The sequence below is a fragment of the Herbaspirillum sp. YR522 genome, assembly GCF_000282575.1.
In the GTDB taxonomy this organism is placed as follows: Bacteria; Pseudomonadota; Gammaproteobacteria; order Burkholderiales; family Burkholderiaceae_D; genus Herbaspirillum.
This window is the reverse complement of the sequence record NZ_AKJA01000133.1, coordinates 1-15,120: the sequence shown is the minus strand read 5'-3', so window position 1 is coordinate 15,120 and position 15,120 is coordinate 1. Positions and strand designations below refer to the sequence as shown.

The 15,120-nt window shown below is 65.3% G+C and carries 13 protein-coding genes; 8 read left to right on the top strand and 5 right to left on the bottom strand.

What is annotated here, in order from left to right; all coding sequences use genetic code 11:
• Nucleotides 1–257: 257 nt before the first annotated feature.
• Nucleotides 258–710 carry a Cd(II)/Pb(II)-responsive transcriptional regulator gene (cadR, locus tag PMI40_RS19055; protein ID WP_008118713.1) on the bottom strand — a complete coding sequence of 151 codons (453 nt, stop codon included), beginning with the start codon at nucleotides 708–710 and terminating at the stop codon, nucleotides 258–260.
• Nucleotides 711–784: 74 nt separating this feature from the next.
• On the opposite strand from cadR, the gene PMI40_RS19050 reads away from it, so the two are divergent.
• The 6 genes from PMI40_RS19050 (at nucleotide 785) to PMI40_RS19025 (ending at nucleotide 8,373) form a co-directional block, all read left to right on the top strand.
• Nucleotides 785–3,052, top strand: a complete 2,268-nt coding sequence (locus tag PMI40_RS19050) for a heavy metal translocating P-type ATPase (RefSeq protein ID WP_008118710.1) — start codon at nucleotides 785–787, stop codon at nucleotides 3,050–3,052.
• A 16-nt stretch (nucleotides 3,053–3,068) separates the two neighbouring features.
• Nucleotides 3,069–3,485 (top strand): DUF2946 family protein, encoded by a 417-nt coding sequence (locus tag PMI40_RS19045; protein WP_008118708.1) that lies wholly within the window; start codon nucleotides 3,069–3,071, stop codon nucleotides 3,483–3,485.
• A gap of 70 nt (nucleotides 3,486–3,555) precedes the next feature.
• Nucleotides 3,556–4,935 carry a TolC family protein gene (locus tag PMI40_RS19040; protein WP_008118707.1) on the top strand — a complete coding sequence of 460 codons (1,380 nt, stop codon included), beginning with the start codon at nucleotides 3,556–3,558 and terminating at the stop codon, nucleotides 4,933–4,935.
• The gene (locus PMI40_RS19035; protein WP_008118705.1) at nucleotides 4,932–6,272 is read left to right on the top strand and encodes a multicopper oxidase family protein; all 1,341 of its coding nucleotides are present in this window, start codon (nucleotides 4,932–4,934) and stop codon (nucleotides 6,270–6,272) included. The genes PMI40_RS19040 and PMI40_RS19035 overlap by 4 nt, the downstream gene beginning before the upstream one ends.
• A gap of 33 nt (nucleotides 6,273–6,305) precedes the next feature.
• Complete coding sequence (locus PMI40_RS19030; protein ID WP_008118703.1) at nucleotides 6,306–6,614, top strand: copper-binding protein; 309 nt, start codon at nucleotides 6,306–6,308, stop codon at nucleotides 6,612–6,614.
• Nucleotides 6,615–6,738: 124 nt separating this feature from the next.
• Entirely contained in the window at nucleotides 6,739–8,373 is a 1,635-nt protein-coding gene (locus tag PMI40_RS19025; RefSeq protein WP_008118700.1) for a fatty acid--CoA ligase, read from the top strand.
• Between the two features lie 123 nt (nucleotides 8,374–8,496).
• Here PMI40_RS19025 and purU read toward each other — a convergent pair whose 3' ends face one another.
• Together purU and PMI40_RS19015 are read right to left on the bottom strand one after the other, a co-directional pair.
• Nucleotides 8,497–9,366 (bottom strand): formyltetrahydrofolate deformylase, encoded by an 870-nt coding sequence (gene purU / locus PMI40_RS19020; RefSeq protein WP_040502433.1) that lies wholly within the window; start codon nucleotides 9,364–9,366, stop codon nucleotides 8,497–8,499.
• 265 nt (nucleotides 9,367–9,631) lie between these two features.
• A complete protein-coding gene (locus tag PMI40_RS19015; protein ID WP_008118695.1) occupies nucleotides 9,632–10,165 on the bottom strand; it encodes a polymer-forming cytoskeletal protein in 534 nt (177 codons plus the stop codon).
• Nucleotides 10,166–10,886: 721 nt separating this feature from the next.
• On the opposite strand from PMI40_RS19015, the gene PMI40_RS19010 reads away from it, so the two are divergent.
• Both PMI40_RS19010 and PMI40_RS19005 read left to right on the top strand, forming a co-directional pair.
• Nucleotides 10,887–11,609, top strand: a complete 723-nt coding sequence (locus PMI40_RS19010; RefSeq protein WP_008118693.1) for a Pr6Pr family membrane protein — start codon at nucleotides 10,887–10,889, stop codon at nucleotides 11,607–11,609.
• Nucleotides 11,610–11,701: 92 nt separating this feature from the next.
• Entirely contained in the window at nucleotides 11,702–13,417 is a 1,716-nt protein-coding gene (locus PMI40_RS19005) for an acid phosphatase (protein WP_008118691.1), read from the top strand.
• Between the two features lie 87 nt (nucleotides 13,418–13,504).
• Here the strand turns inward: PMI40_RS19005 and PMI40_RS19000 are convergent, their stop codons facing one another.
• On the bottom strand, nucleotides 13,505–14,506 hold the full coding sequence (locus PMI40_RS19000; protein WP_008118689.1) for a sulfonate ABC transporter substrate-binding protein: 1,002 nt from the start codon (nucleotides 14,504–14,506) through the stop codon (nucleotides 13,505–13,507).
• 103 nt (nucleotides 14,507–14,609) lie between these two features.
• Nucleotides 14,610–14,927, bottom strand: a complete 318-nt coding sequence (locus PMI40_RS18995; RefSeq protein ID WP_008118688.1) for a hypothetical protein — start codon at nucleotides 14,925–14,927, stop codon at nucleotides 14,610–14,612.
• Nucleotides 14,928–15,120: the final 193 nt, after the last annotated feature.

The window sequence follows — 15,120 nt, the reverse complement described above, 5'->3', positions numbered from 1 at the left end:
TAAGCATAAAGCCAGTACATCGACATGTAGCAAGAGCAGACGGCCCAGGAGGGTCCACCACGCGCAGGTGCCAAGATAATTAAACCAGTGCATCTGCATGCAGCAAGAGCAGAAGGCCCAGGAAAGCTCAACACACACCAGCCTCCTTCAACAGGCTCAGGACATGCTTCGGTACAACGCCAAGCGCCTACTCAGCCCGAGCGGATTTTCTCCAAGGCACGACAAACAAACCCCCAAGGCAACCCAACCACCAAATATCAATGACACCCACCCCCATGTGAGCCCAGGTTGGCCGGCCTGGCCTCATCCGGCAGGTTCGCCAGCCCTTGCAGGATGCCGCAATCACGCGATGGTTGTTCGCTGCCACATTGCGCCCGCAGTGCATGCAATTGCTCTTGCAGGGCCTTCAGTTGCTCGATGCGCTCGGCCACATGCCCGATGTGCTTGTCGAGCAGGGCATTGACCTCGCCACAGTTTTCCTCCGGCGCATCACGCAAGCGCAACAGTTCGCGTACCTCATCGAGCGTCATGTCGAGCGAACGGCAATGACGGATGAACTGCAACCGCTCCACATGGCGCTCCCCGTACAGCCGATAGTTCGAGTCGGACCGGGTCGGCGTGGGCAACAGCGCCTCCTTCTCGTAGTAACGGATGGTTTCCACCGGGCAATCGGCAAGGGTTGCCAATTCGCCAATCTTCAATCTGTCCATGATCGCTTGACCTTATAGCTGCTTCAGGGTTTTTAATATAGTCCAGACCAGCCTCGGTTGCAAAGGAGAACACCATGAGCCAGCATCAGCACCAGCACGATCATTCGCACGACCACGGCCATGACCACCCGCATGCCCACAATTGCTGCACCGGCCACGGCGAACAGGCGATGCCCCAGGCGCGCACCTTGTCGGGCGCCAATGAACGGGCCGTGTTCTTCATCCAGAACATGGATTGCCCCACCGAGGAAAGACTGATCCGCGAACGCCTGGTCGACATGCAAGGCGTCGGCGCGCTCGAATTCAACCTGATCCAGCGCGAACTGACGGTACGCCACCAGTTGCCCTCGATCGCGCCGCTGGTCGCCACCCTCACCGCGCTGGACATGCTGCCGGCGGTCAAGTCGGATTCGCTCGATGCCGACGCCGGGCGCGACCAGGTCGCCGACTACCGCATACCGATGCGCCGCTGGCTGATGCTGGGCGCCGCCGGCGTGGCCGCACTGGCCGCAGAGATCCTGGCCTGGACCAGTGGCGACGAATCCTCGCTGGCCGTGATCGCCCTGGCCGTGCTGGCCATCGCCCTGGGCGGGCTGGGCACGCTCAAGAAAGGCTGGATCGCGCTGCGCAATTTCTCGCTGAACATGAACTTCCTGATGTCGCTGGCGGTGATCGGCGCGGCCTTGATCGGCCAGTGGCCGGAAGCAGCGGTGGTCATCGTATTGTTTACCCTGGCCGAGATGATCGAGGCGCTGTCGCTGGACCGGGCCCGCAACGCCATCGCCGGACTCATGGCCATGGCCCCGGACACGGCCAGCGTGCAACAGGCCGACGGCAGCTGGCAGAGCGTGGCGGCAAGCACCCTGCAACGGGGCGCACGGGTGCGGGTGGCACCCGGTGAAAGGTTGGCCGCCGATGGTATCGTCGTCAGTGGCACCACCAGCATCAACCAGGCCCCGATCACCGGCGAGAGCATCCCCGTGGCCAAGGCCCCGGGCGACCAGGTGTTTGCCGGCACCATCAACGAGCATGGCGCCATCGAGCTCGACGTCACCACCGCCCAGGCCGACTCGACCCTCTCGCGCATCGTCGCCAGCGTGCAGCAGGCGCAGGGCCAGCGCGCCCCGACCCAGCGCTTCGTCGACCGCTTTGCGCAGGTGTACATCCCCGCGGTGGTGGCGTTGGCGCTGGCCGTGGCCGTGCTGCCACCGCTGGTGATGGGCGTGCCGTTCTATCCGTGGATCTACAAGGCGCTGGTATTGCTGGTGATCGCCTGCCCATGCGCACTGGTGATCTCGACCCCGGTCACCGTCGTCAGCGGCCTGGCCGCGGCGGCCCGCAACGGCATCCTGGTCAAGGGCGGCGTCTACCTGGAACAAGGACGCAAGTTGCGCGCCCTGGCGCTGGACAAGACCGGCACCCTGACCCACGGCCGCCCGGCCGTGACCGACATCGCAACGCTCGATGCCGGTGCCGACGCCGACGCGCTGATGCAACTGGCCGTGTCGCTGGCGGCACGTTCTGACCATCCCGTCTCGCGCGCCATCGCCGCCACCGCCGCCGATGGCACGGCACGGCGCGAGGTCGATCAATTCGAGGCGCTGGCCGGACGCGGCGTCAAGGGCGTCATCGACGGCCAGGCCTGGCACCTGGGCAACCATCGCCTGGTGCATGAACTCGGACACTGCAGCGCCGCGCTGGAAGCACGCCTGCAAGCGCTCGAACAGCAAGGCAAGAGCACCACCGTGCTGTGCCGCGAGGGCCAGCCCGAACTGGTGATCGCAGTGGCCGACACGCTGCGCCCCACCAGCGGCGACGCGGTCGCCGAACTGCGCCGCCTGGGCGTACACGTGACCATGCTCAGCGGCGACAACCAGCACACCGCGCGCGCCATCGGCAACCAGACCGGCATCGACGACGCCCGGGGCGACCAGCTGCCATCCGACAAGGAACAGGCCATCCAGCAACTGGCCGCCGAGCATGGCGTGGTCGGCATGGTGGGCGACGGCATCAACGACGCCCCGGCGCTGGCACGCGCGCAGATCGGTTTCGCCATGGGCGCGGCCGGCGCCGATACTGCGCTGGAAACCGCCGACGTGGCGCTGATGGACGACGACCTGCGCAAGATCGGCGACTTCCTGCGGCTCTCGCGCAAGACCCATGCGGTGCTGGTGCAGAACATCGTCGTCGCGCTCGGCATCAAGGCGGTGTTCATGGCGCTGGCGCTGGCCGGCATGAGCTCGCTGTGGATGGCGGTGTTCGCCGACATGGGCGCCAGCCTGATCGTGGTGTTCAACGGCCTGCGCCTGGTGCGCGGCGTGCCACGGAGCACGTCGGCCTGATGCTATACTGCCGGCCATGATCCTGCGTGCAAAAATCCTGCTGCTGTGGCTGCTGGCGCTGGCGATCCCGGTCCAGGGTTTCGCCGCGGTGCTGCAGGCAGGCTGCGCGCCGGCGACGTCGATGGCAGCACCGGCTCCCGGCGGGCATGGCGTGCACGGCATGCACGATAGCCAGGCCATGCAGACGATGCGCGATGGTCAGCATCACATGGTCATGGCCGACACCGATCACCCCTCGTCGCAACACCTGACGCACAAGGCAGGTTCTTCCTGCAGCTCCTGCGCCACCTGCAACGTCGGCGCCGTGTTGCCGCTGGCGTTGGCCGCACCGACCGCCCCCCACCTTCCCTCGCAGCGCTACCTGCCGCAGCCCAGTCCAGCCTTCGTCGGCTTCACCCCCGAGAACCCCGACCGTCCTCCCGCCCGCGCCTGATCGTTGATCGTATCGCCTCGTGCGGCTCGCGCCGCCACGAACCACGACCATCCATCATGACGAGGATCACATGTCTTCCCTTGTGTCACGCCCACCCTGGGCGAGCGTGCTATGCGCCGGCGCATTGCTGGCGGGTTGCGCCCAACTGCCGGCCGACGGTGGCATCGGCCCGGTGCAGCAGATCGCCGGCCAGCGCCTGGGCCAGCAGACCGCCTGGCATCGCAGTGCCGACGAACGCCAGCGCAGCGATACGCAGATCGCCGCCCTGCTCGACGACGGCCACGGCCGCCGACGCCTCTCCAGCGCCAGCGACGCAGTCCAGATCGCGCTGTTGAACAACCCCGAATTGCAGTCTGCCTTTGCCCGGCTGGGCATGGCCCAGGCCGACCTGGTGCAGGCTGGCCGCCTGCCCAATCCGGGCCTGTCGTTTGCACGCAGCCATGCCGGCGACGATATCAAGATCGAACGCGGCATGTCGCTGGCGCTGATGAAGTCGCTGAGCATGCCGGTCACCACCCGCATCGCCCGACGTGGCCTGGAGCAGACGCGCCTGCTGGCGGCCGAGCGCTTGCTCCAGGTGGCAGCGCAAACGCGCCAGGCGTTCTACCGGGCGCTGGCCGCGCAGCAGATGCTGGTCTACCAGGAGCAGGTCCGGCAGGCCGCCGAGGCGGCCCACCTGCTGGTCGCGCGCATGGCCGAACGCGGCAACGGCAGCCGCCTCGACGCTGCCCGCGAGCAACTGTTCTACGCCGACGCCCAGACCCGCCTGCTGCGCGCCCAGCGCGAAGCGGCGCAGGCGCACGAGGCACTGGCCAGGTTGCTGGGGTTGGCGCCCGGATTCGAGCTGCCGCCGCGCTTGCCGTCCTTGCCGGACCGACTGGCGCCGGTGGCCGATATCGAGGGCCAGGCCATGGCGCAGCGGCTGGACCTGCAGGCTGCCCGCAGCGAACTGGCCGGGCTGCAGGCGTCGCTGGGCCTGACCCGCGCCACCCGCTTCGTCAACGTGCTCGACCTGGGCTACCAGCGCACCACCGAATCGGGCCGCGCGCCCGAGATCGGCTACCAGGTGAGCATCGAGATCCCGCTGTTCGACTGGGGCCAGGCGCGCGTGGCCAAGGCCGAAGCGATCTACCTGCAAGGCGCGCAGCGGCTGGCCGCCGCGGCCCTCGACGCCAGCGCCCAGGCCCGGCTGGCCTGGCGCGAACGGGACGACGCCTTTGCGCTGGCGCGGCGCTACCAGCAACAGATCCTGCCCCTGCGGCGGCGCGTCGCCGACGAGAACCTGCTGCGCTACAACGGCATGTTGATCAGCGTCTTCGAGTTGCTCGCCGATGCCCGCGAACAGGCCAGCACCGTGATCGCCGCGATCGAGGCCGAGCGCGATTTCTGGATCGCCGACGCAGCCCTGCAGCTGGCGCTGGGCGGACCACCACAAGGAACCCGACCATGAACAATCCAATGAGCCGCCGCGCCTTCCTGCAAGGTACCGCCCTGGCCGTGAGCGGCGCGGCCGTCACCCGCGTGGGCGCGGCCAGCCTGCCCGAGGCGCCACATCAGCAAAGCCCGCTGACCCAGGCGCCACTGGTGCCCCCCAATGGCCGCCCCTACCAGCCGGTGGTCACCCTCAACGGCTGGACCCTGCCCTGGCGCATGAAAGACGGGGTCAAGCAATTCCACCTGGTGGCTGAACCGGTGGTGCGCGAAATCGCACCCGGCATGAAGGCCAACCTGTGGGGCTACAACGGCCAGAGCCCCGGTCCCACCATCGAGGTGATCGAAGGCGACCGGGTCCGTATCTTCGTCACCAACCGCCTGCCCGAGGCGACCTCGGTGCACTGGCACGGCCAGCGCCTGCCCAATGGCATGGATGGCGTGGCCGGGCTGACCCAGCCGGCGATCCCGCCCGGCAAGACCTATGTCTACGAGTTCACCGCGCGCCGCGCCGGTACCTTCATGTACCACCCGCACGCCGACGAGATGGTACAGATGGCCATGGGCATGATGGGCTTCTGGGTGACGCACCCGAAGAATCCCGACTTCATGCGGGTCGACCGCGATTTCGTATTCCTGCTCAACGCCTACGACATCGCCCCGGGTGCGGCCACGCCCAAGGTCAACACCATGCTCGACTTCAACCTGTGGACCTGGAATAGCCGCGCCTTTCCCGGCATCGACCCGCTGGTGGTGCGGCACGGCGACCGGGTGCGCATTCGGGTCGGCAACCTGACCATGACCAATCACCCGATCCACCTGCACGGCCACGAATTTGCCGTCACCGGCACCGACGGCGGCTGGGTGCCGCCGTCAGCGCGCTGGCCCGAGGTCAGCACCGACGTGGCGGTGGGCCAGATGCGCGCCATCGAATTCGACGCCACCGAAGAAGGCGACTGGGCCCTGCATTGCCATAAGGCGCACCACACCATGAACGCCATGGGCCACGAGGTGCCGACCATGATCGGGGTCGACCAGTCGGGCGTGGCCGAGCAGATCACGCGCCTCATCCCGGACTACATGGTGATGGGCGACAAGGGCGGCGCCATGGGCGACATGGAAATGCCGCTGCCCGACAACACCCTGCCGATGATGGGCGGGCGCGGCCCCTACGGCGCCATCGAGATGGGTGGCATGTTCAGCACCGTCAAGGTCAGGCGCGGGCTGGCACGCGACGATTATCGCGACCCCGGCTGGTACCGCCCCCCGGCCGGCAGCGTCGCCTACGAATGGGCCGGCACGCCGCCGGCCGCGCCGCAGGCGCCGGCCTCAAGCGCGGGCCACAAGCACCGCTAAGACCTGAAACCGAATCCACATGAAGGACCCGAAATGAAGACCGACTTTTTACGCGCCCTGCCCGCCATTGCCCTGGCCCTGTGCACACTGCCTGCGCTGGCGCAGGACGCAACACCGCAGGTCAACGGCGAAATCCGCAAGGTCGACACCGAGACCGGCCGCCTGACCATCCGCCACCAGCAGATTCCCAATCTCGACATGCCACCGATGACGATGGTCTTCAAGGCGGCACCGGCGCTGCTGCAGCAGGCCCATGCCGGTCAGAAAATCAGGTTTACCGCCGAGCGGGTCGATGGCGCGCTTACCGTCACCTCGCTGGCCGTACAAGCGGACGCGCCCTGAGCCGGGCCGGGCATTGCCGAGGGTGAATTTTGTAGCCTGCGGCGCGCCTGCCGGTGCGCGCAGGCGTTATCATCCGTGGCTGGATTCCAATAAAAGCGACAGCATAGAAACACAGGAGATCAGCATGCCCCAACTCATCGGCACCACCCCTTCTGCCTACGCCTACCCATTGCTGATCAAGCAATTGCTGCATAGCGCGCTGGCCACGGCACCCGAGCAGGAAATCGTCTACGGCGAACGCCGCCACAGCTATGCCGAGTTCCATCGCCGGGTGCAGCGCCTGGCCAATGCCCTCTCCGAGATCGGCCTGCAACCCGGCAATACGGTAGCCGTCATGGACTGGGACAGCCACCGTTATCTCGAATCGTTCTTTGCGGTCCCGATGATGGGTTGCGTGTTGCAGACGGTCAATGTACGACTGTCGCCGGAGCAGGTTGCCTATACGATCAATCATGCCCAGGCCGACGTGCTGCTGGTGAACTCCGACTTCCTGCCGCTGCTCAAGCAGATCCGCGGCCAGCTGACCACCCTCACCCGCTGCGTGCTGCTGACCGACGACGGCAGCGCCGCGCCATCCGGGCCCGGCTTTGCCGGCGAATACGAGGACCTGCTGGCACAGGCCGAGCCGCACTACGAATTTCCCGATTTCGACGAGAACGCGCGCGCCACCACCTTCTACACCACCGGCACCACCGGCCAGCCCAAGGGCGTCTACTTCAGCCACCGGCAGCTGGTGTTGCACACGCTGGGCGCCACCGCCGGCCTGGCGCTGGCGCCCCGGCAAGGCCGCCTGCACCGCGAAGATGTCTACATGCCGCTGACCCCGATGTTCCACGTGCATGCGTGGGGCCTGCCCTATGTCGCCACGATGGCCGGCCTGAAACAGGTGTACCCCGGCCGCTATGTGCCGGACAGCATCGTGCGCCTGGTACAACGTGAAAAGGTAACGTTCTCGCACTGCGTGCCCACCATCCTGCAGATGGTGCTGGGATGCGAGGCCGCGCGCGAGGCCGACCTGTCGGGATGGAAGATGATCATCGGCGGCTCGGCCATGACCGGCAGCCTGGCACAGGCGGCCCGCGCGCGCGGCATCGATGTGTTCACCGGCTACGGCATGTCCGAGACCTGTCCGATCCTGACACTGGCCCACGTATCGGACGCCGACCTGGGCACCGACGCCGAGGCGGCGATCCGCCTCAAGACCGGCCGCCCCTTGCCGCTGGTCGACATCCGTACGGTCGACGGCGATCTCAACGACATGCCGCGCGACGGCAAGAGTACCGGTGAAGTGGTGGTGCGCGCGCCGTGGCTGACCCAGGGCTACCTGAACCAGGCGCAGGCCTCCGAGGACCTGTGGCAAGGCGGCTGGCTGCACACGCAGGATATCGGCCATATCGACGGGCGCGGCTATTTGCAGGTAACCGACCGCATCAAGGACGTGATCAAGACCGGTGGCGAATGGGTGTCGTCGTTGCAGATCGAGGACATCATCGCGCGCCACCCCGCAGTGGCCGAGACCGCCGTCATCGGCGTGGCCGACAGCAAGTGGGGCGAACGCCCGCTGGCCTTGGTGGTACTCAGGAAGGACGCCGCCGTGGGTGCCGACGAGATCCGCCAGCATGTGGCGGCTGCGGCCGAACTGGGCCAGATCTCACGTTATGGCGTGCCGGACCAGGTGCAGTTCGTCACCGAACTGGCGCGCACCAGCGTGGGCAAGCTCAACAAGCGGGTGATGCGGGAGCGGTATCCGGCGGGTTGACCGGCTCACACCGTCGCCACGCCTGATGCATGCCAGTGGCATGCGAACTTCACTGCCAGGCAACGAAAACGCCGTTCAGAAAACTTCCTGAACGGCGTTTGGATTTCATGGCGGCAGGGACAATCAGTTGAAGATCACCGTCTTGTGTCCATTGAGCAGGATACGGTGTTCGGTGAACCACTTCACCGCCCGCGCCAGCACCACGCACTCGATGTCGCGGCCGATGGCCGTGAGGGTATCGGGCCCCATCGAATGGTCGACCCGTTCGACGCCCTGCTCGATGATCGGGCCTTCGTCCAGGTCGCCGGTGACGAAGTGGGCAGTGGCGCCGATCAGTTTCACGCCACGGTCATGCGCCTGGTAATACGGCTTGGCGCCCTTGAAGCTGGGCAAGAAGGAATGGTGGATATTGATGGCGCGTCCACGCAGCGACTCGCACAGCTCCGGCGACAGGATCTGCATGTAGCGCGCCAGTACCACCAGGTCGATCTGGTTGGCGTCGACGATCTCCAGGATGCGCTGTTCCTGCACCCGCTTGACCTCGGCCGGCGCGCCGGTGGCCAGTGGCAGATGGTGAAACGGAATGTTGTAGCTGGCCGCAAGCTGGTAGAAATCGGTATGGTTCGACACGATGGCCGGAATCTCGACCGGCAGCAAGCCGCTCTTGTAGCGGAACAGCAGGTCGTTGAGGCAATGCCCGATCTTCGACACCATCAGCATCACGCGCGGCTTCTTGGCCGCGTCGTGCAACTGCCAATTCATCTGCATCGAGTCGCCGAGCGCGGCAAAGCTGTCCCGCAATTGCGCATCGGACACGCCCGCGTCTTCCGACGAGAAATGCACGCGCATGAAGAACAGCGCCGACTGCGCGTCGCCGAACTGGGCCGAATCGATGATGTTGCAGCCGTGATCGGCCAGGAAGCCCGAGACGCGATGCACGATACCGCGCTGGTCCAGGCAGGACAGGGTAAGGATATATTCCGGGTGGGCCATGAGCATGAACTGAAAACGCCAGCGTCGAACGCCACGCGCCAGGCGCGTAACGCCACCGGCTGATCCTCGGCCGGTGAAAGACGAAAGGCGCTATTGTCGCACGAGCCGGGGGCCCGTTCCAAGCCAGCCGCAGCGCTGGTGCCCACACGAGAAAGGCAATCGCGGCCGCCCGGCCGCAATTGCCCTCTCGAACCCCTCTGGCAGGGCGTAGTTTCGCCCGGGCAATACCGCGCCACCGTCGTCGGCGGCGAGACCTGCGGCGCAATCAGGCGGTCTTTTGCAGCAATTCCTTTTGCTCGAAGCCTGTGACCTGCAGGTCACCGGCCAGCTGACCGCCCTCTTCGATCACCAGCTTGCCGTAGCGGATCTTGCCGGTCACCTTGCCGCTGGAATAGATCACCAGCTTCTGGCGCACCGTCAGGTCGCCATCGAACTCGCCACGGATCTCGGCCAGGTCGATCTCGGCCGAGCCCTTGAAGGCGCCGCGCTCGGCGATCTGCACCACGCGGCAATTGATGGTGGCCTGCACCCGGCCCTCGACCACCAGGGTGTCGCAATCCTCGATCTCGCCCTTGACCTTGATGTTGGGACCGACGGTCAGCTTGCTGCCGCTCTCTTCGGTCGATGCCGGTGCCGCGCCGCCAGTGGCGCCCGGTACCGACGAGGGATATTGGGTGCTCTTGTTCAGGCTGGACACGCCCGCGCCGGTAGCGCCGGTTTGCGATGCGTTGGCGCTGCTGAAAGGCGAATTGGTCGAGCCGGTGTCACGTTTGCCAAAGAGGGTTTCTGAGCGAAGCATGGGATCTCCTGAAAATAATAGAGCGTGCAGGTTAGGGGGCGCACGAATAACAAAACGAGCGCATTCGAATGGATGAGCCCATCTGCAATGTCGCCACCGACGGATATCGGCGCTGGCAGACGAGGGGCCTGGGGCAGGCCCGACCATTCAGGTGCGCGTCGCGGTACCAACAGGCTTCCCCCGGCTGCCGCGGCAGCTGGGCTGCGTGGACTTGTCAGCAAGGAAACCTGTGCGGTTCAGGCAGGACGCTTTTTCGAAAGTTCACCAGTAATTTTTAACATCAAAATCACTAACGAATTAACGCATTTAACGTCCGGCGACAACTGTCCTCACCTGTACCTCGGCGATCGTCGTGTACTGAGAGAACGGTTGAATTTGTCGATATTTCGGCGGGTCGCGCTAGGCGCCGCCAGAGGTTGAAAACAATTATTTGCGTGATTTACACAATGCAAATTATTTAGTTTTCTGCGGCGCTTGTAATCAAAAAAAATGTAACAGTTAGAGCATGCGATTCGTCGCCGAAAGGCGACATCATCTGCGCACCGCAGGTTGTCCCGCCTGCCTTCCCGCGACATGCGAAGCGACAGATGAGCTTGCCTGCGGCAGACCTGCATTTGTAATCTGTGCAAACGAATGTCACCAGGCACTGCAAGGTGCAGCGAACCGTTTTATGATGCAATGCATCGCGAGATACCACCTTTTCCCGTTCGCCCCCGATGCCATGAGCCACGACCCGCTACCCTCCACGGAATCGCTCGATTCCTTCGGTGCCAAGCTATTCCCTGCCCGCCATGATTCAGGCGCATCCCGTGCGCTGGCGGCGTTGATCGCAGTGATCAGCTGGTGCGCCTTCATTGCCCAGACCGACATCACCATCAATCGCCTGGTCGCGCGTGGCGGCGGCGTGCTCGAAGGCCTGGACCGGCTGTCGATGTACCTGACCAACCTCACCATCCTGATGTCGGCCCTGGTATTCACGTCGCTGGCGCTGTCGCTCAGGACGCCGCTGAGCCGGTTTTGCCGGCAACCGTCGGTGGTCTCGGCCGTGGTCGCCTACCTGGCCTTCGTGGGCATCGCCTACAACCTGCTGCTGCGTCATCTGTGGGCGCCCACCGGCTACCGGGCGCTGGTCAACGAGAGCCTGCACACGGTGGTGCCACTGCTGTCCATGGTGTACTGGATCTTCTTCGTGCCCGTGTTCCACAGCTCGGTCAGGAAATCGCTGCTGTGGCTGGTCTATCCGCTGGGCTACCTGGCCATCACCTTGTGGCGCGGCGCGGTATCGGGCTTCTATCCCTACCCCTTCATCGATGTCAGCGCGCTGGGCTACACGCGCGTGATGCTCAATGTCAGCCTGCTGCTGGCCGGCTTCGTCGGCCTGATGGTGCTGTTGATCGCGGTCAATCACTCGGGCAAGCCGGCGCTGGGACGAAAATCGTCCTGAAGGACCGTCGCCGACACATCGCTGTCACACGGATGCATTATCCTGTCGCGGTTCCGCGCCCTGAAGCACAACAATATCCGACAGGAAAAAAAATGACCATCCACGACGACACCGCCGCGCCGGCCGACGCCTGCGACTCCTCCTCCACCGTGCCCGCCGCGCCCGGCGCGACCAGCAACAGCCGCCGCCGCTTCCTGGGTGGCATGGCGGCGCTGGGCGCCGGCGGCGCGCTGTCGGCTTGCGCCACCGAGGGCACTGCAGGCTACGCCACCGGCAACCCGACCACCCGTGCCGCGCTCGATTCGGCCCTGCGCGAGAAGGTCAAGACCATTGTCGTCATCTACGCCGAGAACCGCAGTTTCAACAACCTGTTCGGCGACTTCCCCGGCGTCGAAAAGCCGCTGTCCTCGCTCAAGCCGGGCGATTATCAGCAGCGCGACCGCGACGGCAGCCTGCTCAAGCAGCTGCCGCCGACCTGGGGCGGCGTGGTGAGCGTGGCGCAAAGCATCGAAGGCGTCACCTATGAGGCCGGCAAGCAGGTCCAGGACAACCTGCCCAATGCGCCGTTTGCAATGAAAGGCCCGCACGGCGAAGCCTTGCCGCTGGGGCTGGTTACGCGCGACCTGTGGCACCTGTTCTACCAGAACCAGATGCAGATCAATGGCGGCAAGAATGACGGTTTCGTGGCCTGGGCCGATTCCGGCGGGTTGGTCATGGGCCACTACGCCGACACCCGCTACAACCTGCGCCTGTGGGATATCGCCAGCGAATTCGTGCTGTGCGACAACTTCTTCCAGGGCGCCTTCGGCGGCTCCTTCCTGAACCACCAGTACCTGATCTCGGCCACGGCGCCCTATTACCCCAACGTGGCCAGCTCGGTGGCGCGCACCCAGGTCGCCAGGACGGTCGGCGGCGACCCGCTGTCAACCCAGCTGGTGCCCGCCGAGAACAGCCCTGCCAGCGCCCTGCAAGGTGCCCCCAAGTTCGGTCCCAGCGCGCTTACGCCGGACGGCTACGCGGTCAATACCATGGCCCCGCCCTACTGGCCGACCTGGGCTCGCGATCGCAACAACCCGGCCTATGCCGAACCGGACCAGCCCAGCGTGCTGGTGCCGCAAACGCACGAGCACATCGGCGACAAGCTGGGCAAGAAAGGCGTCGAATGGGCCTGGTACGCCGGCGCCTGGCAAGCCACGCTGGACGAATTCAGGAATTCGAAGGGCATTCCCAAGATTCCCAACTTCCAGTATCACCACCAGCCCTTCAATTACTTCAAGAACCTGGGCCCGGACAACCCGGTCGAGCGCAACAAGCGCCTGCGCGACGGCGGCCTGGGCGATGAAGCGCGCACCAATCGCTTCCTGGCCGATGCCGAGGCCGGTCGCCTGCCCGCCGTCAGCTTCTACAAACCCCAGGGCAACCTCAACATGCACGCCGGCTATGCCGATGTCACCTCGGGCGACCGCCATATCGCCCACATCATCAAGAGCCTGCGCGCCAGCCCGCAATGGAAGAACATGGTGGTGGTGGTCACGGTCGACGAGAACGGCGGCTGGTGGGATCACGTCGCGCCGCCCAAGGGCGACCGCTGGGGTCCTGGCACGCGGGTGCCGGCCATCGTGGTGTCGCCGTTCGCACGGCGGGGCACGGTCGACCATACGGTGTACGACACGGCATCGATCCTGCGCCTGATCACGCGTACCTTCGGCCTGGAAAAACTGGATGGCATCAAGCAGCGCGACGACGCCATGCTCGCGCGCGGCCAGCAGCCCATGGGTGACTTGACCAACGCGCTGGACCTGGGCTGAGGCCGCACGCCGGGCTAGCCGGATCCTGCATGACGACGCCGCCGCGACCGGCATCGCAGCGGCGCCTGTACGTTCAGGCAACGTTATTCATGCCAGCCAGGGCGGCGCCGCCTCGCGCAGGTCGATCCTGCGCGGGATCAGCTTCAGGTCGAGGAAGGTATCGGCAATCTGCTGCTGTTCGTCGAGGATGGCGCGGGTGATGGGCAAGGTGCCGAAGTCATAACGCCTGACCGCTACTTCCACCACATTGCCGGGCAGGCCCAGGATGGCAGCCAGTTCAGCCGCATAGTCATCGGGACGTGACTTGGCCCAGCCATCGAGCCGGTCGAGCTCTTCGATGGCGATCTTGAGCAGGTCGGCGTTGCCGCGCGCGAATTGGCGGGACGAGAAGTAATAAGCGCGATTCTTCACCACGCCGCCGGCATCAGCCAGGATGCGCGCCTGCAAGGTCTGCTCGGCCGCCGCCAGGTAAGGCTCCCAGATCACCCATGCGTCCACCACGCCGCGCTCGAAAGCGGCACGGGCATCGGCCGGCGCCAGGAACACGGGGCTGACGTCGCCAACTCGCAGGCCATGCTTTTCCAGCAGCTTGACCAGGAAGTAATGCACATTGGAACCCTTGTTGAAGGCCACCCGCTTGCCCTTCAGGTCGGCCACCTGCCTGATCGCCGAGCCGCCCGGCACCAGTACCGCCTCGACCCGCGGGCGCGCCACCGTAGCCGCCACATAGACCAGCGGCGTGCCTGCTGCCTGCGAAAAGACCGGCGGTGCTTCGCCCACATCGCCAAAATCGATGGAGCCAGCGCCCAGCGCCTCGAGCTGCACCGGCCCGGCGGTGAATCCGACCCATTTCACGCTGGCGCCCAACGGCGCCAGGCGCTTCTCGAGCACGCCGCGAGAGCGGATGATGCTCAGGGCGCCTTTCTGGTAACCCACCCGCAGCTCGCGCTGCGCGGCGTTTACCCGGCGCGGCGCCAGGGTGGCCGCGGCCGCCACGCCCAAGCCCAGCCCCGCGATGACCAATTGCCGACGCCGGCGCCCTTTCTGCAATCGGTCGATGGCTTCGCTTCTCTTGTTGTCTTGACGCATGCCTGGACTTTCCATGTCGATAGAAAAGGTCCAGGCTAACCACCTCTACGGTGGCTGCGAACTAATACTTCCGCGTCTGCTTAGAAGAAAACCGGATAACCGATCAGACCGCCCCCACCAGCTTGCAGGCCAGGTTCTGGGTCGACACCAGTATCACGTTGACGCCTTCGGTGCCACTGTCGAGCCTGAATTCGGTATTGCCGTTGGAGAGCGAGATGATGCGTACCGCCCGGGTGGCGTTTTCCTTGATGACGGCGGTACCCTGGGGGTTCATGCAGGTCAGGGTGCATACGCCGGTGCCGGTACAGCTACGGGTGAGATCGCTGGATACCGGCGTCGGTGGCGCCGTCTGGGGAATCTGCGCCCGCACCGTGGTTGCCATGAAGGCAAGGGTGAGCAGGACGGCATATCGGCTTGTCATGTTTTTCTCCCGATGAGGTTGGGCAATGGAGCACATCGGATGTGATCGCAAAAACACGACAGCGTTCGCGCAAAGAAAAAAGCGGCGCACCTCGATGAAGTGCGCCGCAACCCCCTCCAGGTCTTTCCCCCTGGCAGAACCAAAACTTAGTAGGTCAGTGTGACCGTGACCGTATCGGAGTAGGTACCTGCCA

Bases quoted from the DNA above. Each gene is read 5' to 3' on its own strand.
- PMI40_RS19045 (WP_008118708.1), top strand. From the start codon at position 3,069: ATGATCCTGCGTGCAAAAATCCTGCTGCTGTGGCTGCTGGCGCTGGCG.
- PMI40_RS19050 (WP_008118710.1), top strand. From the start codon at position 785: ATGAGCCAGCATCAGCACCAGCACGATCATTCGCACGACCACGGCCAT.
- purU (WP_040502433.1), bottom strand. From the start codon at position 9,366: ATGGCCCACCCGGAATATATCCTTACCCTGTCCTGCCTGGACCAGCGC.
- PMI40_RS18995 (WP_008118688.1), bottom strand. From the start codon at position 14,927: ATGACAAGCCGATATGCCGTCCTGCTCACCCTTGCCTTCATGGCAACC.
- PMI40_RS19025 (WP_008118700.1), top strand. From the start codon at position 6,739: ATGCCCCAACTCATCGGCACCACCCCTTCTGCCTACGCCTACCCATTG.
- cadR (WP_008118713.1), bottom strand. From the start codon at position 710: ATGGACAGATTGAAGATTGGCGAATTGGCAACCCTTGCCGATTGCCCG.
- PMI40_RS19035 (WP_008118705.1), top strand. From the start codon at position 4,932: ATGAACAATCCAATGAGCCGCCGCGCCTTCCTGCAAGGTACCGCCCTG.
- PMI40_RS19005 (WP_008118691.1), top strand. From the start codon at position 11,702: ATGACCATCCACGACGACACCGCCGCGCCGGCCGACGCCTGCGACTCC.
- PMI40_RS19040 (WP_008118707.1), top strand. From the start codon at position 3,556: ATGTCTTCCCTTGTGTCACGCCCACCCTGGGCGAGCGTGCTATGCGCC.
- PMI40_RS19000 (WP_008118689.1), bottom strand. From the start codon at position 14,506: ATGCGTCAAGACAACAAGAGAAGCGAAGCCATCGACCGATTGCAGAAA.
- PMI40_RS19030 (WP_008118703.1), top strand. From the start codon at position 6,306: ATGAAGACCGACTTTTTACGCGCCCTGCCCGCCATTGCCCTGGCCCTG.
- PMI40_RS19010 (WP_008118693.1), top strand. From the start codon at position 10,887: ATGAGCCACGACCCGCTACCCTCCACGGAATCGCTCGATTCCTTCGGT.
- PMI40_RS19015 (WP_008118695.1), bottom strand. From the start codon at position 10,165: ATGCTTCGCTCAGAAACCCTCTTTGGCAAACGTGACACCGGCTCGACC.